At 64.7% G+C, this 25003-nt stretch carries 19 protein-coding genes, 1 tRNA gene and 2 pseudogenes; 11 read left to right on the top strand and 11 right to left on the bottom strand.

Going from position 1 to position 25003, the window contains the following annotated elements; translation table 11 throughout:
* The first annotated feature begins 19 nt into the window (after window positions 1-19).
* The 3 genes from IVA93_RS16015 to IVA93_RS16005 all read left to right on the top strand — a co-directional run bounded on the left by IVA93_RS16015 (window position 20) and on the right by IVA93_RS16005 (window position 3104).
* Window positions 20-1624, top strand: a complete 1605-nt coding sequence (locus IVA93_RS16015; protein ID WP_085351351.1) for an alpha-amylase family glycosyl hydrolase — start codon at window positions 20-22, stop codon at window positions 1622-1624.
* Window positions 1625-1767: 143 nt separating this feature from the next.
* Window positions 1768-1947: a CsbD family protein gene (locus IVA93_RS16010; RefSeq protein WP_085351350.1), complete on the top strand. Its 180-nt coding sequence runs from the start codon at window positions 1768-1770 to the stop codon at window positions 1945-1947.
* The gene (locus IVA93_RS16005; protein ID WP_247370554.1) at window positions 1944-3104 is read left to right on the top strand and encodes a DUF305 domain-containing protein; all 1161 of its coding nucleotides are present in this window, start codon (window positions 1944-1946) and stop codon (window positions 3102-3104) included. The genes IVA93_RS16010 and IVA93_RS16005 overlap by 4 nt, the downstream gene beginning before the upstream one ends.
* 12 nt (window positions 3105-3116) lie before the next feature.
* Here the strand turns inward: IVA93_RS16005 and IVA93_RS16000 are convergent, their stop codons facing one another.
* Window positions 3117-3725: a cysteine hydrolase family protein gene (locus IVA93_RS16000; RefSeq protein WP_018455224.1), complete on the bottom strand. Its 609-nt coding sequence runs from the start codon at window positions 3723-3725 to the stop codon at window positions 3117-3119.
* 34 nt (window positions 3726-3759) lie between these two features.
* On the bottom strand, window positions 3760-6081 hold the full coding sequence (locus IVA93_RS15995) for an FdhF/YdeP family oxidoreductase (protein ID WP_204511421.1): 2322 nt from the start codon (window positions 6079-6081) through the stop codon (window positions 3760-3762).
* 156 nt (window positions 6082-6237) lie between these two features.
* Between IVA93_RS15995 and fdhD the strand changes: the two genes are divergently transcribed.
* Window positions 6238-7071: a formate dehydrogenase accessory sulfurtransferase FdhD gene (fdhD, locus tag IVA93_RS15990; protein ID WP_204511422.1), complete on the top strand. Its 834-nt coding sequence runs from the start codon at window positions 6238-6240 to the stop codon at window positions 7069-7071.
* A gap of 186 nt (window positions 7072-7257) precedes the next feature.
* On the opposite strand, the gene IVA93_RS15985 is transcribed toward fdhD, so the two are convergent.
* Together IVA93_RS15985 and IVA93_RS15980 are read right to left on the bottom strand one after the other, a co-directional pair.
* Window positions 7258-7342 (bottom strand) — tRNA-Leu (locus IVA93_RS15985).
* Window positions 7343-7561: 219 nt separating this feature from the next.
* The gene (locus tag IVA93_RS15980) at window positions 7562-7804 is read right to left on the bottom strand and encodes a FliM/FliN family flagellar motor switch protein (RefSeq protein WP_085351347.1); all 243 of its coding nucleotides are present in this window, start codon (window positions 7802-7804) and stop codon (window positions 7562-7564) included.
* A gap of 79 nt (window positions 7805-7883) precedes the next feature.
* On the opposite strand from IVA93_RS15980, the gene lipB reads away from it, so the two are divergent.
* The gene (lipB, locus tag IVA93_RS15975; protein WP_247370551.1) at window positions 7884-8621 is read left to right on the top strand and encodes a lipoyl(octanoyl) transferase LipB; all 738 of its coding nucleotides are present in this window, start codon (window positions 7884-7886) and stop codon (window positions 8619-8621) included.
* A 184-nt stretch (window positions 8622-8805) separates the two neighbouring features.
* Window positions 8806-9512 (top strand): annotated as a pseudogene (locus IVA93_RS15970) (DNA helicase).
* Between the two features lie 57 nt (window positions 9513-9569).
* Here IVA93_RS15970 and IVA93_RS15965 read toward each other — a convergent pair.
* On the bottom strand, window positions 9570-9992 hold the full coding sequence (locus IVA93_RS15965; RefSeq protein WP_247789869.1) for a tautomerase family protein: 423 nt from the start codon (window positions 9990-9992) through the stop codon (window positions 9570-9572).
* Window positions 9993-10104: 112 nt separating this feature from the next.
* Between IVA93_RS15965 and IVA93_RS15960 the strand changes: the two genes are divergently transcribed.
* Together IVA93_RS15960 and IVA93_RS15955 are read left to right on the top strand one after the other, a co-directional pair.
* The gene (locus IVA93_RS15960; RefSeq protein ID WP_247336146.1) at window positions 10105-10959 is read left to right on the top strand and encodes a LysR family transcriptional regulator; all 855 of its coding nucleotides are present in this window, start codon (window positions 10105-10107) and stop codon (window positions 10957-10959) included.
* A 147-nt stretch (window positions 10960-11106) separates the two neighbouring features.
* Window positions 11107-12627: a PAS domain-containing hybrid sensor histidine kinase/response regulator family protein gene (locus IVA93_RS15955; protein WP_085351344.1), complete on the top strand. Its 1521-nt coding sequence runs from the start codon at window positions 11107-11109 to the stop codon at window positions 12625-12627.
* An 8-nt stretch (window positions 12628-12635) separates the two neighbouring features.
* On the opposite strand, the gene IVA93_RS15950 is transcribed toward IVA93_RS15955, so the two are convergent.
* The 4 genes from IVA93_RS15950 to IVA93_RS15935 form a co-directional block, all read right to left on the bottom strand.
* Entirely contained in the window at window positions 12636-12935 is a 300-nt protein-coding gene (locus IVA93_RS15950; protein ID WP_007603158.1) for an acylphosphatase, read from the bottom strand.
* Entirely contained in the window at window positions 12932-13798 is an 867-nt protein-coding gene (locus tag IVA93_RS15945) for an isocitrate lyase/PEP mutase family protein (protein WP_018455234.1), read from the bottom strand. Before IVA93_RS15945 ends, IVA93_RS15950 begins: the two co-directional genes overlap by 4 nt.
* A gap of 163 nt (window positions 13799-13961) precedes the next feature.
* The gene (locus IVA93_RS15940) at window positions 13962-15977 is read right to left on the bottom strand and encodes an acetyl-CoA carboxylase biotin carboxylase subunit (protein WP_085384457.1); all 2016 of its coding nucleotides are present in this window, start codon (window positions 15975-15977) and stop codon (window positions 13962-13964) included.
* 182 nt (window positions 15978-16159) lie between these two features.
* On the bottom strand, window positions 16160-17230 hold the full coding sequence (locus IVA93_RS15935; RefSeq protein WP_085384458.1) for a zinc-binding metallopeptidase family protein: 1071 nt from the start codon (window positions 17228-17230) through the stop codon (window positions 16160-16162).
* A gap of 215 nt (window positions 17231-17445) precedes the next feature.
* Between IVA93_RS15935 and IVA93_RS15930 the strand changes: the two genes are divergently transcribed.
* On the top strand, window positions 17446-19923 hold the full coding sequence (locus IVA93_RS15930; protein ID WP_085384459.1) for a PAS domain S-box protein: 2478 nt from the start codon (window positions 17446-17448) through the stop codon (window positions 19921-19923).
* A 286-nt stretch (window positions 19924-20209) separates the two neighbouring features.
* Window positions 20210-21460: an arsenic transporter gene (locus tag IVA93_RS15925; RefSeq protein WP_018455238.1), complete on the top strand. Its 1251-nt coding sequence runs from the start codon at window positions 20210-20212 to the stop codon at window positions 21458-21460.
* 9 nt (window positions 21461-21469) lie between these two features.
* Here the strand turns inward: IVA93_RS15925 and IVA93_RS15920 are convergent.
* Window positions 21470-22829, bottom strand: a pseudogene (locus tag IVA93_RS15920) (MFS transporter).
* 25 nt (window positions 22830-22854) lie between these two features.
* A complete protein-coding gene (locus tag IVA93_RS15915) occupies window positions 22855-23619 on the bottom strand; it encodes a GntR family transcriptional regulator (RefSeq protein WP_018455240.1) in 765 nt (254 codons plus the stop codon).
* 179 nt (window positions 23620-23798) lie between these two features.
* Between IVA93_RS15915 and IVA93_RS15910 the strand changes: the two genes are divergently transcribed.
* On the top strand, window positions 23799-24998 hold the full coding sequence (locus IVA93_RS15910) for a mandelate racemase/muconate lactonizing enzyme family protein (protein ID WP_085351339.1): 1200 nt from the start codon (window positions 23799-23801) through the stop codon (window positions 24996-24998).
* The last annotated feature ends 5 nt before the right edge of the window (window positions 24999-25003 follow it).

The raw sequence follows: 25003 nt of genomic DNA, 5'->3' as shown, positions 1-25003 counted from the left end.
GACGAGGTGATGCAAGACAATGAGCGAAGCGTCCCGTAACGAAGGTGCGTGGTGGGAATCCGCCGTCATCTACGAAATCGCACTGATCTCGTTCCAGGACTCGGACGGCGACGGCAAGGGTGATCTCGCCGGCCTGACATCCCGCATCGACTATCTGAAATGGCTCGGCGTCGACGCGGTGTGGCTGACGCCGGTCTACAAGAGCCCGTTTCGCGACCTCGGCTACGACATCTCCGACTACTGCTCGATCGATCCTGCGTTCGGCAGCCTCGAGGCGTTCGACCGCCTGCTCAAGGCCCTGCACGCGGCGGATATCCGCGTGATCCTCGATCTCGTGCCCAATCATACCGCGAACGATCACGCATGGTTCATCGAGAGCAGCAGCTCACGGAACAGCGCGAAGGCCGATTGGTACATCTGGGCCGACGCAGCCGAGAACGGCGGCCCGCCCAACAACTGGCTGAGCCGCTTCGGCGGCAGCGGCTGGGAATGGTGCGAGGCGCGGCGGCAATATTACTATCACTCCTTCCTGGTCGAGCAGCCCGATCTGAACTGGCGCAACCCGCAACTGCGCGCCGCGATCGCCGACGTCATGCGCTTCTGGCTCGATCGCGGCGTCGACGGCTTTCGCGTCGATGCCAGCGCGGTCCTGATCAAGGACGCGCTGCTGCGCGACAATCCGCATAACCCGCAAGCGAAAGGCAAGCCGCCGCCGCAGCGCCAAACGCCCGTCTTTACCGACGACCGGCCGGAGACGATGGATTGCATCGAATTCATTCGCGAGGTGATCGACGGCTATCCAGGGCGGATGTTGTGCGGTGAAGTCCAAGGCAAGACCGACCGCATCGGCCACTTCTACGGCAACGACCGACCGCGCCTGCATCTGCCCCTCAATTTCGCACTGCTGGACTCGCAATGGGACGCGCTGTCCCTGCAAGCAACGATCGACGCGTATTTCAACGCCATCCCGGATCATGCATGGCCGGTCTGGGTGATCGGTGGTCACGACAAGCAACGGATCGCGAGCCAAATCGGCGAGCCGCAAATGCGCGTGCTGGCGATGCTGCTGATGACGCTGCGGGGAACGCCCTTCTTCTTCATGGGCGACGAGATCGGCCGCAAGCGCGTTCCCATTCCGCCCGACCGCGTCCACGATCCCTTCGAGAAGCTCGTGCCGGGGTATGGCCTTTGCCGCGATCCCGAACGCGCGCCGATGCGATGGGATGACAGCAGCAACGGCGGCTTTACAACCGGCGATCCATGGCTGCCGCTCGAGCCGCGCGACGGCGCGGCCAACGTGGCCGCGCAGCAGCGCGACCCACGTTCGATCCTGGCGCTGTTTCGCGCGCTGATGCGACTGCGGCGCGAGCGCGCGTGCCTGCGCCACGGCGGCTACGAGCCCCTACGCGCGCAGAACGACGTTCTTGCCTACAGGCGGACGGATGGCGGCAAGGAAATTCTGGTCGCGCTCAACATTGCCGCCGAGCCGCGGAAATTGCATTGGCAAGGTCGCGGCCGCCTGCTGATGTCGACGCATCTCGACCTGCCGTCCGAGCCGCTGCCGGACGCCTCCATCCTGCTCCGCGGCAATGAAGGCGTGATCATCGAACTCGAGCCACGGTGACGGCCGAGGAACCATCCGCGCGTCAGAGAGTCTCATCAACGCCTCCGACGTCCCCCCTGCCGGAGGCTGAATAGACGAAACCGCAGCCCCGGCGCTCACCCCCTTCAAGCGCCGGGGTGGCGGCGTGAGCCAGGAGGCGGATCATGAGCAAGACCAAGGGCCTCGGTCAGCGGATCGCCGGCAAGGCGAAACAGGCCGTCGGCGAGATCGTCGGCGATCAGAATCTCCATGAGGAAGGCAAGGAGCAAGCGGAGCGCGGCCGGGACGAACAGAGCAAGCCGAGCGAGCTCAATCCGTTGAAGAAACTCAATCAGCTGACGTGAACGCTGCCGCGCCGTCAGCCATTTCCAAGTCAATTCGCACCGGTGATGAAGGCGCCTCACGGCGACGCTCGCGCTGGGTCGCCGCTGCCGAACTCGGCCTGATCAGCAGCACCTTCTCGACCATCGTCAGCCAGCTCTTCGCCGCGCGCATCGGACGCGACGCCGCGGTCGACTGGATGACGGTCGCCGCCATTCCCGCGCGCGATTGGGCGATCAGCGCAGAGCCGTCGTGGAGCGCGATCCTTGCCGGGATCGCCTTCCACCAATGGGCGGACTTCTCCTGGGCGCTGGTGTTCTTCGGTGTGCTCGGGCGCTGGACCGCTGACCTGCGGCCGCTCACGATCCTGCTGCTCGCGCTGCCCTGGGCCGTGTTCTCGTCAAGCATGGAATGGTTCGTGCTGGTGCCCCTGTTTCCGTTTTGGCAACCGCTGTTCACGCTGCAGCAGCCCTACTGGATCGGCCTGCTCGTCCACGGCTCCTCGGCCGTGATGTACCCCCTGTTTGCCCGGCTGCGCTGGACGGGGGGAGCAGCACCCGCGCGCGACGTTCGCTTCACCAATGCCTGGATCACCGGCGCGCTGGCTTTGATCGCACTGCTCGGCGCGGCTGCCTTGTTCGGCAGCCATGGTTACGAGCCGCAGTGGGCGGGCCGCGACAGGGACGCGGACCAGACTTACATCCGTCACATGACTGCGCATCACGCCCAGGGCATCGCGCTGGCCCGGATCGCCACCGAGCGCGCGCAGGACCCGCATCTGCGAAAGCTGGCGATGCTGATGGTCGCAAGCCAGACCGGCGAGAACCGGATTTTCGAGACGTGGTGGCTGAGCTGGTTCGACACCGAGATGCCCGATTGCAGCTCGGACGAACGTGCCGCCATGCCGGGCTTCCTGACACAGGCCGAGATGCGACAGGTCAAGGCCGCGCCGGCGGACCAATTCGACACGGTGTTCGTCGAGACGATGAGCAAGCATCACGCAGGCGCGGTCAGGATGGCCGACCAGATGTGGCTTAGCCGCGGCGATCTGCGCCTGCGTGTGATGGCCCACGCCATCCGCCATGAGCAACAGGGCGAGATCGCGCTGATGCACGGCGCCAGCGGCATTGCCGCCGTCGCCGCCGCCTTCCGCAACATGCTCGGCGACAATGTCAATTGAGCGGGTCGTGCCCTACTCGCGCCAGAACTCCGCCAATTCCTCGGCGGTCATCAGATCGACCTGGCCGTGAAAGCGGGTGCGATACATCGTCATCAGCGCATCATGGCCGACGTCGGACGAGCTGCACAGCGCATCCTCGACGATGACGACCCTGAAGCCGAGATCGACGGCGCTCAGGACCGTCGAGAGCACGCAGACGTCCGTCTCCGCCCCGGTGATGACGACCGTGCCGACGTTCTTGTCGATCAGCAGGCTCGCGAGGCCAGGATTGCTGAACGCGGAATAGGCCGGCTTGTCGATGACGGCAGCCGGCGGAACGAAGCGGCTCAGAGCCGGCACGAGTTCGAGGCCGGATGGCGGCAGATGTTTGCGGGTCGCTTCGCGCCAGCGACGAAAATAGCGCTGCCACTGTCCGGGACGATCTTCCGGATCTTCCGGCGTGATGAATCGCGTGAAGATCGTTCTGGCCTGATGGCGCGAAACGATCGAGGCGATCGTCGGCAACACTCGCGCCATCCATGGCGTCTCCCAAAGGCCACCCGGAGCGAAGATGTTCTGCATGTCGATGCACAAGTGAACGGCGTCGCTGATGTCGGTCACGTCCGACGCGCTGTCTCTCATCGTCCTTCACTCCTGTGGGCGTGATCCACGGCGTTCACGACGCCGAGATCGGAGCCTCTCCGGCCTCGACGATCTCTGGAAGGATGTCCTTGAACAGACGCACCGGAATGGATTTTGCCGCAGGGACCTTGCTGCCCTCCGCGTAATGCCAGAGCGGAATGAGCACGTTGCACTCCGGATAATAAGCCGCAATGCTCCTGCGCGGGATGCCATAGGGGACGATTTGGAGTTCGCTCAGGCTGCGTTCGACACCGTCGCCCGCCTCCGTCACCAGCGTGACGGTATCTCCTGCTTTCAACCCGTCTCCCTCCATGTCGGCGGGATTCATGAACACGACGTAGCGGCCGCCCTCGATGCCGCGAAAGCGATCGCCTTCGGCGTAGATCGTCGTATTGAACTGCCCGTCCGCGCGCAGTGTCATCAGCTCATAGACGCCGTCGGTCTCGCGCGGCGGCGCGAAGGCCGACTTCGGAACGGTGAAGTTGGCCTTGCCGTTCGGGGTCTTCCACTTCCGCTCGCGCGCCGCGAGCGGCCGCGCAAAACCGCCGGGTTCGAACATGCGCGCATTGAAGTCCTTGAACTGGTCGGGATAGGTGCGCTCGATGGCGTCCCGAACCCGCGAATAGTCGGCGACCCAGGCGTCCCAATCGATCTTGGGGTTGGGCTTCAACGTTGCCTTTGCCAGGGCGGCGACGATCGCCGGCTCCGACAGGAGATGGTCGGCCACCGGCTTGCGCTGGCCGCGCGATCCGTGAATGCAGGTGGTGGAATCCTCCATCGACACCGCTTGTGCGCCGCTGGCCTGCCGGTCGATCTCGATCCGGCCGAGGCACGGCAGCAGATAAGTGACCTCGCCCGGCACGAGGTGGGTCCGGTTGAGCTTGGTCGCGATCTGCACCGACAGGCGCAGGCAGGACCAGGCGGGCTCCATCAGGGACCGCTCCGGAACGGCGCGCAGGAAATTGCCGCCGAGGCCGACGAAGCCGCGAACGTCGCCTTTCAGAATACCCTGGCAGGCGTCGACGGTGGACAGTCCCTCCCATCGCGGCGGCTCGAAACCGTAAAGCTCCGCAAGCTTGTCGAGCGGCACCAGCTTGGTCTTCTCGGAGATGCCGACGGTGCGCTGGCCCTGCACGTTGGAGTGGCCCCGGATCGGCAAAATGCCCGCGCCCGGCTTGCCGATATTGCCGCGAAGCAGCAGCAGGTTGACGATCATCTTGTTCGTCTCGACGCCGTGCTTGTGCTGGGTGATGCCCATGCCGTAATTGGCGATCACAGCCTTGGCTTCCATATAGGTGTTCGCGGCTTCGCGCAGCGCACCGCGCGAAAGCCCCGAGGCCCGTTCGATCTCGTCCCAATCCTGTGTACGGCAGAATGCGGCGAACTCCTCGAAGCCGGCCGTGTGCTGCTGGATGAATTCGACATCCACCACGCGCGCAGCTTCATTCTTGCGCGCGAGGTCGTCCGCCTCGATCACCCATTTGCAAATCCCGACGATCGCCGCAGCATCACCGCCGACCCGCACCTGATAATATTGCGAGCTGATGCGCGTGCCGCCGGCGATCATCTGGACCGGATTTTGCGGATTGACGAAACGCTCCAGGCCGCGCTCGCGCAGCGGATTGAAAGATATGATCGGCACGCCGCGCTGCGCCGCCTCCTGGAGCGGATGCAGCATGCGCGGCGCATTGGTGGTCGTGTTGTGGCCGAAGAAGAAGATGCAACCGGTAGTCTCGAAATCCTCCAGCAGAACGGTCCCGACCGGAACTCCGATCACCTCCGGCAGCGCCACCGACGTGGTTTCGTGGCACATGTTCGAGCTGTCGGGGAAATTGTTGGTGCCGTACATGCGGCCGAATAATTGGTACATGTAGCTGGTTTCGAGCGAGGCACGTCCAGACGTGTACATCACGACCGAACGGGGATCGAGCCGGTTCAGCTCGGCGCCGATAGCCGCAAAGGCCTCCTCCCAGTCGACCGGCAGATATTTGTCGCTTGCCCTGTCGTAACGCATCGGCGTCGTCAGGCGCCCCTGCTCCTCCAACTGATGATCGGACCAGGTTCGTAGTTCAGCCAGCGTATGTTGCGCAAAGAACTCCGGTGTCACGGTCTTGCGCGTAATCTCCCAGGCGGTCGCCTTGGCGCCGTTTTCGCAGAACTCGAACGGACGCGGCTTGGCCGGCTTGGCCCAGGAGCAGCTCACGCACATGAATCCGTCCGGCTTGTTCTGCTTGAGCAGGATCTCGCTGCCGAGAATGGCGACCTCTTCCTGTGTCAGGATACTGGCAACGGCTTTGAGCGAGCCCCAGCCGCCTGCCGGCGCATCATAGTTCTCGACCTTTGCCTTTTGCCGCATGGCGTTTCCTTCAATCGCAAGCCCTGCACGCAAAACCCGAGATGGGATGGCAAGTTCCAAGCGTTCGGAACCTTGCTCCGGTTCGTGCGTCGATGAATCGACGTAGGACGAACACCCATGCACGGCTCTCGATCCGGCGCACACGATCGCGCATCCATGCCCACGGCATCCGTGAGAATGCCCCGGCTGACGTCGAGCGGAACGCGGGATGAGCGGATGCTGGCGGAGGAATGTCCCGTGGCACTCGTCTACGACGGAACGACCGTCGCCGTTGTGATGGCAACTCCCGCCGATCTGACCGATCTTGCTGTGGGATTCAGCCTGACCGAAGGGATCATCGGGGACATCGGCGAGATCGAGGAGCTCACGGTCGTTCCCGGTCGCGACGGCATCGAACTGCGGCTATGGCTGCGAACGAACGCCGGGCGCCGCCTGAAGGAGCGCCGGCGACATCTGGTCGGGCCGACGGGTTGCGGCCTGTGCGGCATCGACAGCTTGCGGGAAGCCGGGCGGATCGTTCAGTGCGTCGAGCAGCCAGCGAACCTCACGGCGGAGCAGATCAGCACGGCCGTCGCAACCCTCAGCGAGTCACAGATCCTCAACCACAAGACACGCGCCGCTCACGCCGCGGGTTTTTTCGAGCCAGTCGGCAAGACCATGACGGTGCGCGAGGACGTGGGGCGCCACAACGCCCTCGACAAGCTTGCCGGCGCTCTCGCGACGGAAGGAGCATCCGGCCGCGCTGGCGCCGTCATTCTCACCAGCCGGATTTCGGTCGAGATGGTGCAAAAAACCGCCGCGATCGGCGCCGGCGTCGTCGTTGCCATGTCTGCACCGACCGCGCTCGCAGTCCGAACGGCCGAAGCCAGCGGGATCACGCTTGTCGGCATAGCGCGGGGCGACGAATTCGAGATCTTCAGCCATCCGGCGAGGGTGTTTAAGCCCGCCGCCACGCAGATCGAGCCGGAGTCTCGACCGCAGGCAAACTAAGGGAACCCGGACGTGAGGGCATAGCGAACTTCGCCAGGCAACTTCATGCCCGATCGCGCCGAGGGAGCGAACCCTCGGCCGCGAGATCGAACATCGAAGACTTGGGGAGGCCCCGTTCCAGGGTCCGCAGCGCGAACAGGGCGGGCACCGAAAATCGCGAAACAATCTTTCGCGTGTCTGTTTGCTTGGTGCGCTCGGAGGGACTCGAACCCCCACGATTTTACTCACTGCCACCTCAAGGCAGCGCGTCTACCAATTCCGCCACGAGCGCTTTGGGGATGCCGGCTTGAGGCTTGAAGGCCAACCGGATCAACGGCGCCGATCTAACAAATCCGTCAGAGGGGTACAAGCCTCCAAAGGCCCTGAATTCCACAAGCTTGGCAGGAAAGTTCCGGCTCCTTGCGCCGGGATCGGCCTTTTCCGCCTGCCCGGCCGCTACTGCGTGCCCAGGCCGCGACGCGTGCCCGGGCCGCGACGCCTGCCCGGGCCGCTACCGTGTGCCCGGGACACGTGGCAGCATCTGCTTGACCTCGACCGCGATGCGGTTGCGGTCGACCAGCACGACCCCGGAGGCGACCGGCAAATTATTGGCCAGAACCTTGACCTCGTCGGCCTCGGTTGCGTCCAGCTCGATGATGGCGCCGCGGGAAAGACGCAATACCTGATGGATCGGCATGGTCGTCGTCCCGAGGACGACCATGAGGTCCACGGTGACTTTGTCGAGAGTAGGCACTTCAGCACCACCGCAACTTGGGACTAGGACTAGGGACTGGTATTTGCTCCTGGGATCATCACCCGGTTATGGTTAGCCAATGGTTAATTCGCCCCAACACCCCCGCCAAGAGCTCGATTTGACGCCGTTTTCCGCTTCCACCGGCGAGCCGGTGGAATGGCGGATTTCGGACGCGCCGGTGCCCTATCCGGAGGCGGTCGCCGAAATGGAGGCGCGCGTCGCGGCGATCGCGGCCGGTGCAGCCCCGGAGCTGGTCTGGCTGCTGGAGCACCCCCCGCTCTACACGTCCGGCACCTCGGGCAAGACCACCGACCTGCTCGATGCCCGATTCCCGACCTTTGCCACCGGGCGCGGCGGCCAGCTCACCTATCACGGGCCCGGCCAGCGCGTGGCCTATGTCATGCTTGACCTGAAGCGCCGCCGGCCGGATGTCCGGGCCTATGTCGCGAGCCTGGAGGAGCTGATTGTGCAGACGCTCGCCGCCTTCAACATCCGTGGCGAGCGGCGCGAGGACCGGGTCGGCGTCTGGGTCAAGCGGCCCGACAAGGGACCCGAGCACGAGGACAAGATCGCCGCGATCGGCGTCCGGCTGAAGCGCTGGGTCTCGTTTCACGGCATTGCCATCAATGTCGAGCCGGAGCTGTCACATTTCGCCGGCATCGTGCCCTGCGGCGTCGCCGATCCCCGCTACGGCGTCACCTCGCTGGTCGATCTCGGCCAGCTCCTGACGATGAGCGATGTCGACGTGGCGCTTCGGCAAGCCTTCGAGGGGCTGTTCGGGCCGACCCAGGCGCTGATGCCGGAAGCAGCGGCCTAACTTCGGTCTCCCTCATTCTCGGCAAACCCGGAATCAGCTACCCTCGATTCCGGTGTCGCCCACGCCTCCCCCCTCCGCCGGGAAAGCAGATGTCATGCCGGGCGAATTGATCATCGGACCGACTGTTCGAGCGCCAAGGCATAAGGAGGGGTTGCGCTTCAGCTCGCAATGGGAGGTTTTTGCGATGAGACTGTCTGCACCCATTTATCATCTGAAACGAAAAGCGAAGCGCTTGTCCCGCGAGGTAGGCATCCCGCTGCACGATGCGCTCGACCGCGTCGCTGCGACGCAAGGCTTTTCCGCATGGAGCCTGCTCGCGGCGAAAGCGGCCACGGCGACGCCGGCCAACCGGCTTTTCCCGCAATTCCAACCGGGTGACCTGGTGCTGGTGGGCGCGCGTCCCGGCCAGGGCAAGACCCTGATGAGCCTCGGGCTTGCCGTAGAGGCGATGCGGTCGGGCCACCGCGCCGCGTTCTTCTCGCTCGAATACACCGAGAAAGACGTTCTGGATCGCTTTCGGGCGATCGGCGTGGATCTGGCGGGGTTCGAAAAACTCTTCGAGGTCGATTGCTCCGACGCCATCAGTGCCGACTACGTCGTCATGCCGCAGCACCGCGCGGCACGGTCGTGGTGATCGACTATCTGCAGTTGCTGGACCAGCGGCGGGAAAATCCCGACCTCACCGTTCAGGTGCGCGCGTTGAAATCATTCGCGCACGACAAGGGATTGATCGTCGTCTTCATCTCGCAGATCGACCGTTCCTATGATTCCTCGCTCAAACCCTGCCCTGACCTGGACGATGTCAGGCTGCCGAACCCGCTCGACCTGAAGCTGTTCGACAAGACCTGTTTCCTGAACAAGGACGAAGTTCAGTTTCGCATAGCGAGCTGACGATCCCTGGCAACGGTTCAGGCCGCGGGTGCGGTTATTCACCCGCGGCCTCCCTCCTCACGCCTTCTCCGGCGAAACCTCGAGCTTGCCGGCGATGTAGCGCCGCTCCTGGGTCAGGCCGCCAAAGCCATAGGCGTCGCCCTTGACCTCGTCGACATGCAGATAGGTCTCGTGATGCAGCGGGCCCAGGATCCCGGCCATGGGCTGGAACATCGCGGCGAGATAGGCGGCCTTCTCGTCCTTGGTGTTGGTGCCTTCGCTGACGTGAATGTCGATCCAGTAGCTCGCGAGCTTTTGCTCTGCGAGCGACTTGCCGCCAGCGAACCAGTCGCTCGCCTCCACCGACTTCACGATAATGGCCGTGACCTCAGGGTCCTTGTGCAGGATTTTTGCGGTGAGCTCGGATACGGCGCTCGCGATGTCGGCCTTCAGCGGCGGCGACTGGCGTGGGGTGGTGTAGGACACGGTGATCAGCGGCATGGTCGTTCTCCTCGGATGTCGCGCAGATGTTGCGCGGCGTTGGTGAGAAGCTAGACCCGCCCTCGACATCTTGGTATCTTATCTCTGTTGATACCAGTGATAAGAAATCGTAATGATAGCAACGCTCGACATCGCCACCGTCCAGGCCTTCCTGCTGGTCGCCGACCTCCAGAGTTTCACGCGGACCGCCGAAGCGCTCGGCACGACCCAGGCGGCTGTCAGCCTCAAGCTGCAACGGCTGGAGACGCTGCTGGGAAAACGTCTCGTCGAGCGCTCGCCGCGCGCGGTCCGGCTCACGGCAGACGGCGCGACGTTCCTGGAGCGCGCCCGCGCGCTGATCGCGGCGCATGACCGCGCGCTATCGGGCGAGGCCTCGGTCGCGCAGTCGCTCTCGCTCGGCATCTCCGACCATGCTGCGGGGCCGGAGCTGGTACCCCTGCTCGAACGCCTGCATGCGATGTCGTCGAACCTCACGCTTGCCGTCATCATCGGCTTCTCGCGCGAGATGCAGGAGGCCTATGATGCGGGCCGACTGGATGCGGTGATCGTGCGCCAGGAAGGCAGCCGGCGCGGCGGAGAGACGCTGGCCGAGGACGAATTCGGCTGGTTCGCGTCACGACGCTTCACCGTGCCAAAGGGGCAGCCTTTGCCGCTCGCGACGCTCGCCCCGCCCTGCGGCGTCCGCGCCATCGCTGTGCGCGCGCTCGACAAGGCCGGCCTGAAATGGCGTGAGCGCTTCGTCGGCGGAGGCGTCACCGCCGTGGTTGCAGCCGCGCTCGCCGGACTTGCAATCGCGCCGCTGGCGCGACGGATCGCGCCGGCAGGCCTGGTCGACGTCGGCCCCGCCCACAAGCTGCCGAAACTCGGCAGCTCAAAGGTGATGCTCCATTCGAAGGTCAGCGATCCCGCAAAGCTGGCGGCGCTGCGTGCGGTGGCGGCGACGTTCCGTAGCGTGGCGGCGGTCTGACGCGCACGGCTTTCCGGCTCGAATGCGGGCGAGCGTCTGCTGGCTTGCGTCCTGCATACGGACGCGCAATGTTGCCTAAAAATGTTCCAACCTCCGGGAACAATCCGCCACCTACTGCGTTTGCCCCCGTTGAGGCAGGGTCCGGGAATGGTCGAGAAGTCTAGTCAGCAGAGGGATTTGTTCGAAAGCGAACGCAGTTTCCGCCTGTTAGTTGAAGGAGTTGCGGACTACGCACTCTACATGCTGGATCCCACCGGGAGAATCACCAGCTGGAACATTGGCGGCGAGCGCATCAAGGGCTATTCACCCGGGGAGATCCTCGGCCAACACTTTTCCCGGTTCTACACCGAGACCGACCGCGCCAACGGCAAGCCCGCCCGTGCGCTCGGCATCGCGCGGGAAAAGGGCCGCTACGAGGAGGAAGGCTGGCGCGTCCGCAAGGACGGCACCTTCTTCTGGGCCAGCGTCGTGATCGATCCGATCTACGAGGCCGGCGAGCTGGTCGGCTTCGCCAAGATCACGCGCGACATCACCGAGCGGCGCAATACCCAGCTCAAGCTCGAGGCGATGCAGAAGCAGCTCGCCGAATCCCAGAAATTCGACGCGCTCGGCCAGCTCACCGGCGGGGTCGCCCACGATTTCAACAACCTCCTGATGATCATCAGCGGCAGCCTCCACATGCTGAAACGAGGGGCCGACGACGAAGCCAAGCTTCAGCGCGCGATCTCGGCCATCGAAACCGCTACCAGGCGCGGCGCCGCGCTAACCAACCAGCTCCTCACCTTCGCGCGGCGGCAGAGCGTCAATCCGCAGGCGATCGACTTCGCCGACCGCATCGCGGCGATCCGCGAGGTACTCGATGCCGGCGTCGGCAGCTCCGTGCGCCTGGCTTTCGACGTCAGCGACGACGTCTGGCCGATCAGGACCGACGTTTCCGAGCTCGAGACCGCGCTGCTCAACCTTGTCATCAATGCCCGCGACGCGATGCCCGACGGAGGCACGGTGACGATCGCAGCGCGCAATCTCGTGCTCGACGAGGACCCCCTCGTGGGCGAATTCATCGCGATCGACGTCACCGATACCGGCCTCGGCATTCCCTCCGACGTTCTCGACAAGATCTTCGAGCCGTTCTTCACGACCAAGGCGATCGGAAAAGGCACTGGCCTCGGTCTCTCCCAGGTGCACGGCTTCGCCCATCAGGCCGGCGGCACGGTCCGGGTCGCGAGCGCGCTCGGCAAGGGCACGACCTTCACCATCCTGCTGCCGCGCGGAGAAGACGAGCCATCGCGTGAGGCGGCGGGAGAACCGGCGTTCCAAGGCAGCGGCACGGTGCTGCTGGTCGAGGACAATCCGGACGTCGCCGCCGTCAGCATCGGCCTTCTGGAGCAGCTCGGCTATCAGGTGCGCCGGGTCGCGGACGCCGAAGCCGCCTTGAGCGAGATCGAGAAGAACGGCGTCGACTTCGTGTTCTCGGATATCGTCATGCCCGGCAAGATGGACGGGCTCAGCCTCGCCCATCACCTCCGCCAGATCCGCCCCGGCCTGCCGATTCTGCTCGCCACCGGCTACAGCGAAGTCGCCGCAGGCGTGCGCGGCGATTTCCCGATCCTGCGCAAGCCCTACGAGATCCACGAATTGAGCGAAGCGATCGCCAAGCTGCCGCGGTGATTCTTTAGCTACACCGTCGGCAACACCGAAAACGCCTCGCCTGCTCGGCGCAAGTTCAGTTCATCGACGTCGGCCGTCTCGCTGGTGACGCTGTCGACGCGCGAGGACGGCGGGCCGTGGCGGCACAGCGCAACCATGTCCGCGACGTGCTTCGGCGGCCCCGCGAACAGCGCTTCGACGCTGCCGTCACGGCGGTTGCGGACCCAGCCTTCGAGACCGCACGTCGTCGCCTGATACTCGAGCCAGGCCCGGTAGCCTACCCCCTGCACGCGGCCGCGGATCATGACCTGGAGGATCGCCCGGCTCATTGTTTCAGTCCGAGGACATCGGCGCTCCGCGCCTTGACGTCGGCCTCCCGCGTGACGCGGCTGGTCAAGTCCGACGATGGGAGACCTTTGAGATTCTTCGGCGCAGTGCCGTCGCGTAGCGCCTTCTGCGTCTCGTAGACGGCCTGCGTTGCGGCCGCGATCGGCGCGTGGCCCTGAAGCGCGATGCGCACGCGCTGGCCAGCGAGGTATTCGAGCACGTTCAACTCCTCCGGCGCGCCGCCGAGCACGATCGGCAGGCGCGTCGCAGACACGATGGCCTCGAGCTCGGCGCGCGACTTGATGCCGGTGAAGAACAGCGCGTCGACGCCGGTAGCCTCATAAGCTCTGGCGCGGCGGATCGCATCCTCGATCGAGGTGATCGAGGCCGCACCGGTGCGGCCCATGATGACGAGCGAGGGGTCGCCGCGGCCGTCGAGTGCCGCCTTCATCTTGCCGACGCCCTCCTCGAGCGAGATCAGCTGCGTCTTCGCTTCGCCGAAGCCAGCCGGCAGCAGCGTGTCCTCGATGGTGAGGCCGGCGGCGCCCGCCGTTTCCAGCTCCTGCACCGTGCGACGCACGTTGAGCGCGTTGCCATAGCCGTGATCGGCATCGACCAACACCGGAAGCGCTGCAGCACGCGACATCCGCCGCATCTGCTCGGCAAGTTCCGTGAGCGTGATCAGCGTGATGTCGGGGTCGCCGAGCACCGCGAGCGAAGCCACCGAGCCGCCGAACATGCCGAGCGGGAAACCGAGATCCTCGGCGATGCGGATCGAGATAGCGTCGTAGACCGAGCCGGGATGGACGCACGTCCCGCCCGACAGGATCGATCGCAGTTTTTCGCGGCGGGAACGAAAGGCCATGGTGATGTCTCGGTTAGGTCACGGAGGCCGCAGCATACTCCGTCATTGCGAGCGAAGCGAAGCAATCCAGAAATGCATCCGCAGAGACAGACTGGATTGCTTCGTCGCGGAGCCTGTCATCGGGCCGCGCTTCGCGCGGACCCGGTGGCTCCTCGCAATGACGTTACGCAAACTCCAAAATCAGCGCATCCACCGCGAGCGTCGCGCCGGCGCTGGCGTGGATCTTCTTCACCGTGCCGTCCTGCTCGGCGCGCAGAACGTTCTGCATCTTCATGGCTTCGACCACCGCGAGCGTCTCGCCGGCCTTGACCTCCTGCCCTTCGGTCACCGCGATCGAGACCACGAGACCGGGCATCGGACAAAGCAGCTTCTTGCCGGTGTCGGCAGCCGTGGTCACCGGCATCAGCCGCGCCGAGGCAGCTTCCGCTTCGGTCCAGACATAGACCGGCACCTCGACGCCCTGATGCGCGAGGCGGATACCGTTCGCGATCGGGCGCACCTGCACCGCGACGACATGCCCGTCGATGCTGCCCTGCCAGACAGGATCGCCCGGCTTCCACGGCGACAGCAACAGATGCGCATTGCCGGTCTTGCCGTCAGCATTGACGAAACGCACCGCGACCGCCTCGCCCTCGCGCGCGATCTCCAGCAGGATCTCCTGGCGGTCGAGCCAGACCGCACGGCGACGCTCGCGCTGCACGATGCGGCCGCCCATCTGCCCCGAGATCTGCCGCTTGCGCTCGCCGAGCACGTGATCGATGGCGGCGCCGACCGCAGCGAGCCGCCGTGCGACCTCGCCTTCAGGCACGCGCACGGCAAAGCCCTTGGGGAATTCCTCGGCGATGAAGCCGGTGGAGAGCCGGCCTTCGCGCCAGCGCGGATGATGCATCAGCGCCGACAGGAACGGGATGTTGTGGCGGATACCGTCCACATAGAACGAGTCCAGCGCAGTGGCCTGCGCCTCGATCGCGGCGGCGCGCGACGGCGCGTGGGTGACGAGCTTGGCGATCATCGGATCGTAATGGATCGAGATCTCGCCGCCCTCCTGCACGCCGGTGTCGTTGCGCACGGTGATACCGTCCTGGCTCGCTTCCGCCGGCGGACGGTATTTCACCAGACGCCCGATCGAGGGCAGGAAGTTGCGGAACGGGTCCTCCGCGTAGAGGCGCGACTCCACTGCCCAGCCGGTCAGCGTGACGTCCTTCTGCGCAATGGCGAGCTTCTCGCCGGCGGCGACGCGGAGCATCTGCTCGACGAGGTCGACGCCCGTGACGAGCTCGGTGACAGGATGCTCGACCTGGAGGCGCGTGTTCATCTCCAGGAAGTAGAAGCTCTTGTCCTGCCCCGCGACGAACTCGACGGTGCCGGCGGAGTCGTAATTCACCGCCTTGGCGAGTGCGACCGCCTGCTCGCCCATCTTGCGGCGGGTGGCTTCGTCGAGCAGCGGCGACGGCGCTTCCTCGATGACCTTCTGGTTGCGGCGCTGGATCGAGCATTCGCGCTCGCCGAGATAGATCACGTTGCCGTGCTTGTCGCCGAGCAGCTGGATCTCGATATGGCGGGGATCTACGATAAACTTCTCGATGAAGACCCGGTCGTCACCGAACGAGGCCTTGGCCTCCGCCTTGGCGAGGTTGAACCCTTCGGCGACCTCGGAGGTCGAATGCGCGATGCGCATGCCCTTGCCGCCGCCGCCGGCGGAGGCCTTGATCATCACGGGATAGCCGATCTCGTCAGCGATCTTGACCGCGTGCGTAGCGTCCTCGATGACGCCGAGATAGCCGGGCACGGTCGAGACTTTTGCCTTCGCGGCAGCCCTTTTGGATTCGATCTTGTCGCCCATCGCCGCGATCGCGCCCGGGTTGGGGCCGATGAAGACGATGCCGGCCGCCTCCAGCGCGCGCGGAAACGCCTCGCGCTCGGACAGGAAGCCGTAACCGGGATGCACGGCCTCGGCGCCGGTCTTGCGGCAGGCCTCCACGATCTTCTCGATCACCAGATAACTCTCGGCCGCAGCCGGCGGGCCGATCAGCACGGCCTCGTCGGCCATCTCGACATGGAGAGCGTCGCGGTCGGCCTCGGAATAGACCGCGACCGTCTGAACTCCCATGCGGCGAGCGGTCTTGATGACCCGGCAGGCGATTTCGCCGCGATTGGCGATCAGAATGCGTTTGAACATGCTTTTCTTGAGTCTCGACCTTGGGCGGGACCCTTCCCTGGCCGTTGGAGCCTATGGGAGGGGCCGTGTGGCTCCCGTGGTACATCAAAATAGGCTGGAGGCAACGGTCAAATCCGGCCCCTCTGGCGTACCAGCGCAAGACCGAAGCAAGACCGAAACGGGCCTGACAGGCCCCGGACGGCCTACGGCTTCCCGGCCTTGCCCACGTTCCGGACCACGCCGTGAATGAAGCCGAGCTTGTCGACAACGACCGGCGAGAGGATGAACGGATAGAGATCGCGCATGCCCATGGCGCGGTTGACGCTGTTCATGGCGAAGGTGAAGGGCAGCCATGCGTTGACGATGGCCTCGACGTCCCTCGCTTCGTACGGGTTGAAGCGGATGCGCGCCGTCAACTCCCCGTCGCGGTCCACCTTGGGCCGCACCTCCATGCCGAACTCGCTAGCCATCTCCAGAGTGTCGACGATGTGAAGATAGTGCGCCCAGGTCTCGGCGAAATCTTCCCAGGGATGCGTGGTCGCGTAGGCAGAAACGTAGTTCTGCTGCCAGTCCGGCGGGGCGCCTTCGGCATAGTGGCGCTGCAAGGCCTGACCGTAATCGGCGGAATCGTCGCCGAACACGGCGCGGCATTCGTCCAGCATGCCGCCGTCGCGCACCAGCACGTCCCAGAAATAGTGCCCGACCTCGTGGCGGAAATGCCCGAGCAGCGTCCGGTAGGGCTCGCCCATCTCCAGCCTGCGCCGCTCGCGCTCGATGTCGTCGGCCTCGGTCAGCGCGATCGTGATCAGGCCGTTGTCGTGGCCGGTCAGGACCTTCTGCCCGCTCTGCGGATCGTCGGCGAGGAAATTGAAGATCAGGCCATGTTCGGGATTGTCCTGCCGGGTCTGGAGCGGCAGCTTCCAGCGGATCAGGGAATAGAACAGCCGGTGCTTCGCCATCTCCAGCTCGCGCCAGCCGGCGAGTTGCGCCTGATCCGACAGATCCGGCACGACGCCGTTATGCCGGCAGGCGCGGCAATAGCCGGTGGTATCACCTGCATCCGTCAGCCAGTTGCAGGAATCATATTCGGCATTACGGCACGGCATGCGTCCGCTGCCCTTGTCGGCGAGCGTGGCCCAGACCTCTCCGTCGGGCTCGATCGCCGACATCGTCTCCTTCTCCGGCAGGAACGCGACCCGATGGCCGCAGCGTTCACAGGTGCGGTTCTCGAAATAGAGGACGTTGCCGCAGGCCTGGCAGACAAAAAGCTTCAAGATTTAGCCTCTTCGGAAAGGGAGCTTTTGGGAATGACAGTTGTGGCGCCTCGCGGATACGCGCGCGGCGGGCTCATCGTTCCAATGTTCGGAACAAATAGCCAGACTTGGCGTTCGCTCATGCCCACCATACTGCATCCGGCGACGCCTTTCTTTCCATATTCCCTCTGAGCAATGGCCATCGCGCTACGTCTGTGTGAATATCGGTCCGCCACGTGCGCTCTCGCATCACAACGGCCAACGCCTTGAACGATCCTTTGCCCGAGACCATCGCCGCCGAAAAGCTGCGCCAGCACCTGGAAGATGTTGCGCGCGAGCGCGACAACGCCTATCGCGCGCTCCAGGAGCGCGAAGCCGAACTTGCGCGCATCCAGCGCATCGGCAAGGTCGGCGGTCTCGAAGTCGATTTCCGCGAAGGCTTCAAGAACCGCCGTTCGCCGGAATATCTGATGCTTCACGGCCTGCCGCCGGAAGCTGCCGACGAGTCGCACGAGGACTGGATCAATCGCATTCATCCCGGCGACCGGGACGCTACGGTGAAGCACTTCATCGAAGCGCTGTCCGGCACCAGTGAGGACTATACCGCAGAATACCGCATCATCCGCCCCAGCGACGGCGAGACCCGCTGGATCCGCGTCGTCGCCAAGATCGAGCGGGACGGTGGCGGCCGCGCCCTTCGCCTCGTCGGCGCCCATATCGACGTCACCGACCAGATGCTGGTGCGTGAGACCCTGCGCGAGAGCGAAGAGCGCTTCCGGCTGATCGCCGACAGCGCCCCGGTGCCGATCTGGGTCACCAAACTCGACCGCACACGGTCCTTCGCCAACCAGGCCTATGTCGATTTCGTCGGCCTGCCCTACGACCAGGCCATTGCCTTCGACTGGCGCAAGGTGCTGCATCCGGACGACCTGCCCCACGTGCTACAGCAATCCGTTCAGGGCGAAGCATCACTCAAACCGTTCGTGCTGGAAGCCCGCTACAAGAACGCCGCCGGCGAATGGCGCTGGCTGCGTTCGGAATCGCAGCCGCGCTGGGACCCGACCGGCAGGCATATCGGCTTTATCGGCGTTGCCCATGACATCACCGTGGCCAAGCAGGCCGAGATCGAGCTCCGGCAGCTCAACGAGACGCTGGAAGAACGCATCGCCGAGCGCACCGCCGAGCTCGAATCCAACGAGGCGCGGCTGCGCGCGATCCTGGAGACCAGCAACCAATATCAGGGCCTCGTCAATCTCAGGGGCGAGCTGCTTTACGCCAACACGACCGTGCTCGACGCCATCAAGGCGAGCCCTGCGGACGTGATCGGAAAGCCCTTGTGGCAGACGCCCTGGTTCAGCACGACGGACGGCATGAGCGTGCGGGTGCGCGAGGCCTTCGACACCGTGCTCAAGGGCGAAGCCGTGCGGCTGGAGATGCGCCTGCGCCTTCCCATCGGCGAGCGCGATTTCGAGTTCGGCATGCGCCCGGTGCTCGACCGCCACGGCAACATCACCGGCGCGGTGCCCGAGGCTGTCGACATCACCGAGCGCCGCCGCGGCGAGGAAGCGTTGCGGCAATCGCAGAAGATGGAGGCGATCGGCCAGCTCACTGGCGGCGTCGCGCACGACTTCAACAATCTGCTCACCATCATCCGCTCGGCCACCGATTTCCTGCGCCGCCGCGAGCTGCCGGAGGAGCGCCGTCGCCGCTATGTCGATGCTATCTCGGACACCGTCGAGCGTGCCTCCAAGCTGACCGCCCAGCTGCTGGCGTTTGCGCGCCGGCAGCCGCTGAAACCGCAGATCTTCAACGTCGGCAGCCAGGTTGAAGGCGTGGCGCAACTGGTCCGGCCGCTGGTCGGCGGCCGCATCGAAATTGCGGTGGAGGTTCACGATGGCGACTGCTTCACGGTCGCCGATATCGCGCAATTCGAGACCGCGCTAATCAACCTCGCCATCAACGCCCGCGACGCCATGGACGGCGAAGGCCGTCTCACCATAGCGGTCCGGAAAGTTCAGGGAATCCCCGACCTCCGCACGCAACCGGCGCGCGGCGGCGACTATGTCGCGATCTCCGTTGCCGACACCGGCAGCGGCATCGCGCCCGAAAACATCGAAGCCATCTTCGAGCCGTTCTTCACCACCAAGGAGGTCGGCAAGGGCACCGGCCTCGGCCTGAGCCAGGCCTTCGGCTTCGCAAAGCAGTCCGAGGGCGACATTGCCGTGACGAGCACCCATGGTGAAGGCGCGACCTTCACCATCTATCTGCCGCGGGCGCACAGCCCCGCGACAGATCAGGAAGCCGCGGCGCTGACCTATGAGGCCGCGGCCACCGGGCGCGGCTATCGCGTGCTCGTGGTGGAAGACGACGACGAGGTCGGCCGGTTCTCCACCGAGCTGCTGGAAGACCTCGGCTATGTCGTCCGCCGCGCCGCCAACGCCAATGCGGCGCTCGCCATTCTCGGCGAGAACGAGTTCGCCGTCGATCTCGTTTTCTCCGACGTCATCATGCCCGGCATGAACGGCGTCGAGCTCGCCGGCATCATCCGCGAACGCTATCCGGGCCTGCCCGTCGTGCTCACCTCTGGTTACAGCAACGTTCTCGCCGAGAACGCCGATCGCGGTTTCGAGCTGATCCAGAAGCCGTATTCGGTCGAAGCGCTGTCGCGCATCTTGCGCAAGGCAATCACGGCAAAGCCGTCGATGGCGCGATGAGTGTTATGGTCGCACGAAGCTGCCACAAACTCCGTAGTTGCGAGCGCAGCGAAACAATCCAAAATCTTTCCGCGGAAACAGTCTGGATTGCTTCGTCGCTGCGCTCCTCGCAATGACGGCGCTATCGCGCCGCTCCAACCCAACGGGCTTTTGAACAACATTGTGGACTGAAACTCGGGCCGAGACGCGGCAATCGCAGATAGCCGTCCGCGCTCGCGGGGGGAAGACATCGACATCGGCTTCCGCTATCGCTGCCGAATGAACCGACACATCTCAAGGATCGAACGTGCCGTCTAACGCCATCTGGGCCTGGAGCATCATCGTCGTCGCGACCGCAGGCGTCATCATCCGGCCCTTTCGCCTGCCGGAGGCGATCTGGGCCATCATCGGCGCCAGTGCGCTCGTGCTGTTCGGTCTGCTGCCCTGGCGGGATGCGCTCACCGGCATCGAGAAAGGCGTGGATGTCTATCTTTTCCTGATCGGCATGATGCTGATCGCCGAGCTGGCGCGGCTCGAAGGCCTGTTCGACTATCTCGCAGCGCTCGCCGTGGAACATGCCGGCGGCTCGCCGCAGCGGCTGTTCCTGCTGATCTACATTGTCGGCACGCTCGTCACCGTCCTGCTCTCGAACGACGCCACCGCGATCGTGCTGACCCCCGCCGTCTATGCCGCGACGCGTGCGGCCGGCGCCAAGCCGCTGCCTTATCTCTTCGTCTGCGCCTTCATCGCCAATGCCGCGAGCTTCGTGCTGCCGATCTCCAACCCCGCCAATCTCGTCGTGTTCGGCGCCCACATGCCTGCGCTCACCGAATGGCTGCGGCTGTTCGCCCTGCCCTCGGCGGCCTCGATCCTGCTGACTTATGTCGTGCTGCGCCTGACCCAGCACCGCGCCCTGAAGGAAGAGACGATCGCGCGCAGAGTGCCGCATCCCAAGCTCGGCCGCGGCGGCAAGCTGACGGCGATCGGCATCGTGGCGATCGGCGTCGTGCTGGTCACGGCCTCCGCGTTGGACAAGCAATTGGGCCTGCCGACCTTCGTTTGCGGCGTGGTGACAGCCGCAATCGTGCTGCTGCTCAACCGGCAATCGCCGCTCCCCGTGCTGCGCGGCGTCTCCTGGAGCGTGCTGCCGCTGGTCGGCGGATTGTTCGTGATGGTGGAAGCGCTGATCAAGACCGGCGTGATCGGGCAGCTCAGCGCGCTGCTGCATGAAGCTGTCGGACAATCCGTGACGAAGGCGGCCTGGAGCGTCGGCATCGCCACCGCGGTCGCCGACAACATCGCCAATAATCTTCCCGTCGGTCTCGTTGCCGGCTCGGTCGCCGCCAGCGATCACTTGCCCGCGCCGGTCGTGAGCGCCATCCTGATCGGCGTCGATCTCGGTCCCAATCTGTCGGTGACCGGTTCGCTCGCCACCATCCTGTGGCTGGTGGCGCTGCGGCGGGAGAAGATCGAAGTCGGCGCCTGGCCGTTCCTCAAGCTCGGACTGCTCGTGACGCCGCCGGCCCTGATCGCGGCCCTGGCGGCCGCGATCAGGTAACTTGCGAGATCAGTCGTTCTCGTAGCCGTAGACTTCCGGCAGGATGAAGATTGCGGCAAGCAATCCGATCAGCGGGAAGATCGCGACGAACAGCGTGGCATTCGCCTGCCCAATCGCCGCGAACAACGACGGGAACAGGAAGATCGCGAGGAACGACGGCAGCTTCACGAACATGTAGGCGAAGCCGCTGGCGGTGCCGCGATGGCTTGGCGACCATGGTCGGGATCGTCATGCAGTTGGAGGCATCCCAATAATGGCCCCACAGCATCGCGGCAGCCGCGAACGGCAGCAGGATCTTGTTGTCGGTGTAGAGCGCGAAGGCCGCGACCAGCAGCGAGACCAGCACGATCGAGAAGCCCGCGATCGAGATGCCGCGGTGGCCGATTTTCGGGGTCAGCAGCGGACCGACCCAGCCCGACACGGCAGCGAAGGAGAACAGCGCCATCGTCACCAGATTGATGCCGAGCACGCTCGACACGCCGACCATCACGAAGAGCACCGGCAGGTAGAACGCGAAGGTCGAGAACTCGCTGGCCTGCGCGAAGCAGGCGATCCAGCCGTAGATCGTGGCGCGCCAGCGGATCGGATCCTTCTTGAGGTCGGCGAGGAAGTCGCGGGTGGACACCTTGGGCACCTCCACGTCATGGTCCGGCAGCATGGCGAGGTCGTCGTTGAACATCTCGCGCGCGACCTGCTTGGCCTCGCGGTAGCGTCCCTTCTGCACCAGCCAGACCGCCGTCTCCGGCACGTCGTGCCGCATGATCAGGATGATCAGCGCCGGCAGCGCGCCGAGGCCGAGCGTCACCCGCCATAGCGTTTCGTGGTTGATGTCGAGCAGCAGGAAGATCACGATGACGCCGATCGTCAGGACCTCACCGACCGCGAACATGAATTGCCAGCGGTTGCCCATGACTTCGCGCTCACCCTTGGCCATGGATTCCATGATGTAGGTGTAGCCGGTCGAGATGTCCGAACCGAGCGGAACGCCGAGCAAGAAGCGGATCACGACGAGCCAGAACACATTGGGCACGAAGGCCTGCGCCAGCGCCAGCACGATGAACAGCACCATCGTCACCAGGAACATGACGCGGCGGCCGATCTTGTCGGAGAGCCAGCCGCCGAGCAGCGCACCGATCAGGGCGCCGCCTTGCGTACCGGCCGCGGCCAGGCCCAGCATCAGCGGATCGGGATTGAACTGCTCCTTGATGAAGATCAGCACGAAGGCGATCGAATAGAGATCCCAGGCTTCGACCAGGATCGAGGCCATCATCAGCCAGCCGACCTTGTTGCCCTTGGGACTGTAGTTCGTGATGAGGTAGCGGACCGCGGCTTCGCTCGCGGTCGGTTGTGGCATCGCCATCGTCGACATCTTTGGTCCTCTCTTCAAAACTTTCTTACGTGCCAAGCAGCGGCTCGATGCTGCAATCGAGCAGGCGCGGGTCGATCCCGACCTCCATGCCGGTGAACATCTCGCCCATGTAGTCGATCAGTGCATCGCTCGCCTTCACCGCGTCCTCGACGCGGCGGCCGGCGACCGCGGCGAGAATGGCGAGGTGACGATCGATCGTGCCTGACAGTTCGGCCTGTCCCGGCATGAACCGGTGGTGGATGTAGCCGATGCGCCGGTACAGCGTGTGTAACGGCCGTAGCGTGTGCACCAGAAACGGCTCGCCTGCCGCCTCCAGCACCAGCGCGTCGATGCGGCGGTCAATACTGTTGAACTCGTCGAGGGTCAGAGTGGCGCGGCGCTCGCGCAAAAGGCGCTCGATATGCAGCGCCTGATTGCGGTGCGAGAGGCTGGCGCGATCGGCCGCAAGCCGGATCACGAAGCGCTCCATGTCGCGGCGCAAGGCCAGCAGCATGCGCTCGCGTGCCAGATCGATCGGCGCAATGCGCAGACCGTGGCGCGGTCGGATGATGATCAACGTATCGGCGGAGAGACGATTGACGGCGTGATGAACCGGCGTACGGCCGAAGCCGGTGATGTGCTGCAATTCCAGCATCGTCATGAACTGGCCTGGCTTGAGCTCGCAATGGACGAGCAGCTCTTCGATCCTCTGGTAGGCGAGCTCGAAGAAGTTGAGACGGTTGCGTCGGAAGGGCTTGCCCTCGCCGTCGTCGTTCCTCACCACCTCGAGCGCGCGCTTGCGCGTTGCCATGCCGTCTCTCCCTCAGCCCGCGCCGTCGTTGCTGGATGGCGCCTTGTTGGTGATATCCCTAAAACATGTTGTGATATATTACAAGCGAGCGTAAGACTTCGCATGCGCCCGCACCATGTTGCGGTGCGGAATGACAACAAGACGGCGCTGCGCGCGCCTGCGACGGGAGGAGTATTGCCGTGAAGATCACGTCGATAGAGACGCTGCGCACCGAAGAATTCTCCAACGTCATCTGGGTGCGCGTCCACACCGACACGGGCATGATCGGCCTCGGTGAAACCTTTTATGGCGCCGGCGCAGTCGAGGCGCAGATCCACGACACCTTTGCCGGCCGCCTGCTCGGCCGCAATCCGCTGCACATCGAGGCGATCCATCGCGACATGCTGAACCTGCCGATGGCGCAGTCGTCCACCGGCGTCGAATATCGCGCGGCTTCGGCAATCGACATTGCGCTGTGGGACCTGTTCGGCAAGGTCTGCAATCAGCCGGTCCACCAGATGCTCGGCGGCCTCTGCCGCGACAAGCAGCGCATCTACAACACCTGCGCCGGCACCCAATATGTCCGCTCCACCAATATCAGCCCGGTCGCGAACTGGAATCTTGGCGCTGCCAAAAGTCCCTACGAAGACCTCGACGGCTTCATGCACCGCGCCGACGCGCTTGCCGAAAACCTGCTGGAGAGCGGCATCTCCGCGATGAAGATCTGGCCGTTCGATCCGGCGGCGCAGGAGAACAAGGGTCTCTACATCTCCGCCGCGCAGATGAAGCAGGCGATCGAGCCGTTCGAGAAGATCCGAAAGACGGTCGGCGACAAGATGGAGATCATGGTCGAGCTTCACTCGCTGTGGAACCTGCCAACCGCAAAACAGATCGCGCGCGCGCTCGAGCCCTACAAGCCGACCTGGTACGAAGACCCGATCCGTATGAACTCGCCGCAGGCGCTGGCCGAATATGCCCGCTGCACCGACGTCTGGGTCTGCGCCAGCGAGACGCTGGGCTCGCGCTTCCCCTACAAGGACATGCTCGACCGCGACGCTATGCATGTGGTGATGGCGGATCTGTGCTGGACCGGCGGCCTCACCGAGGGCCGCAAGATCGCGGCGATGGCCGAGACCTATCACCGGCCCTTCGCACCGCACGACTGCATCGGCCCGATCGGCTTCATCGCTGCCATCCACATGTCGTTCAGCCAGCCCAACACATTGATCCAGGAATCCGTGCGCGCCTTCTACAAGGGCTGGTACAATGAGCTCGTGACCACCATGCCCACGATCAAGGATGGTTTTGTCTATCCAATGGAAGGCCCCGGCCTCGGCGTCGACCTTCTGCCTGCCGTCTTCGACCGCTCCGATCTGACCGTGCGCCGTTCCAACGTCTGAGGATT

Source organism: Bradyrhizobium sp. 155, assembly GCF_023101105.1.
Classification (GTDB): domain Bacteria; phylum Pseudomonadota; class Alphaproteobacteria; order Rhizobiales; family Xanthobacteraceae; genus Bradyrhizobium; species Bradyrhizobium canariense_D.
The sequence above is the reverse complement of the archived record's forward strand: the minus strand, read 5'-3'. Positions and strand labels throughout refer to the sequence as shown.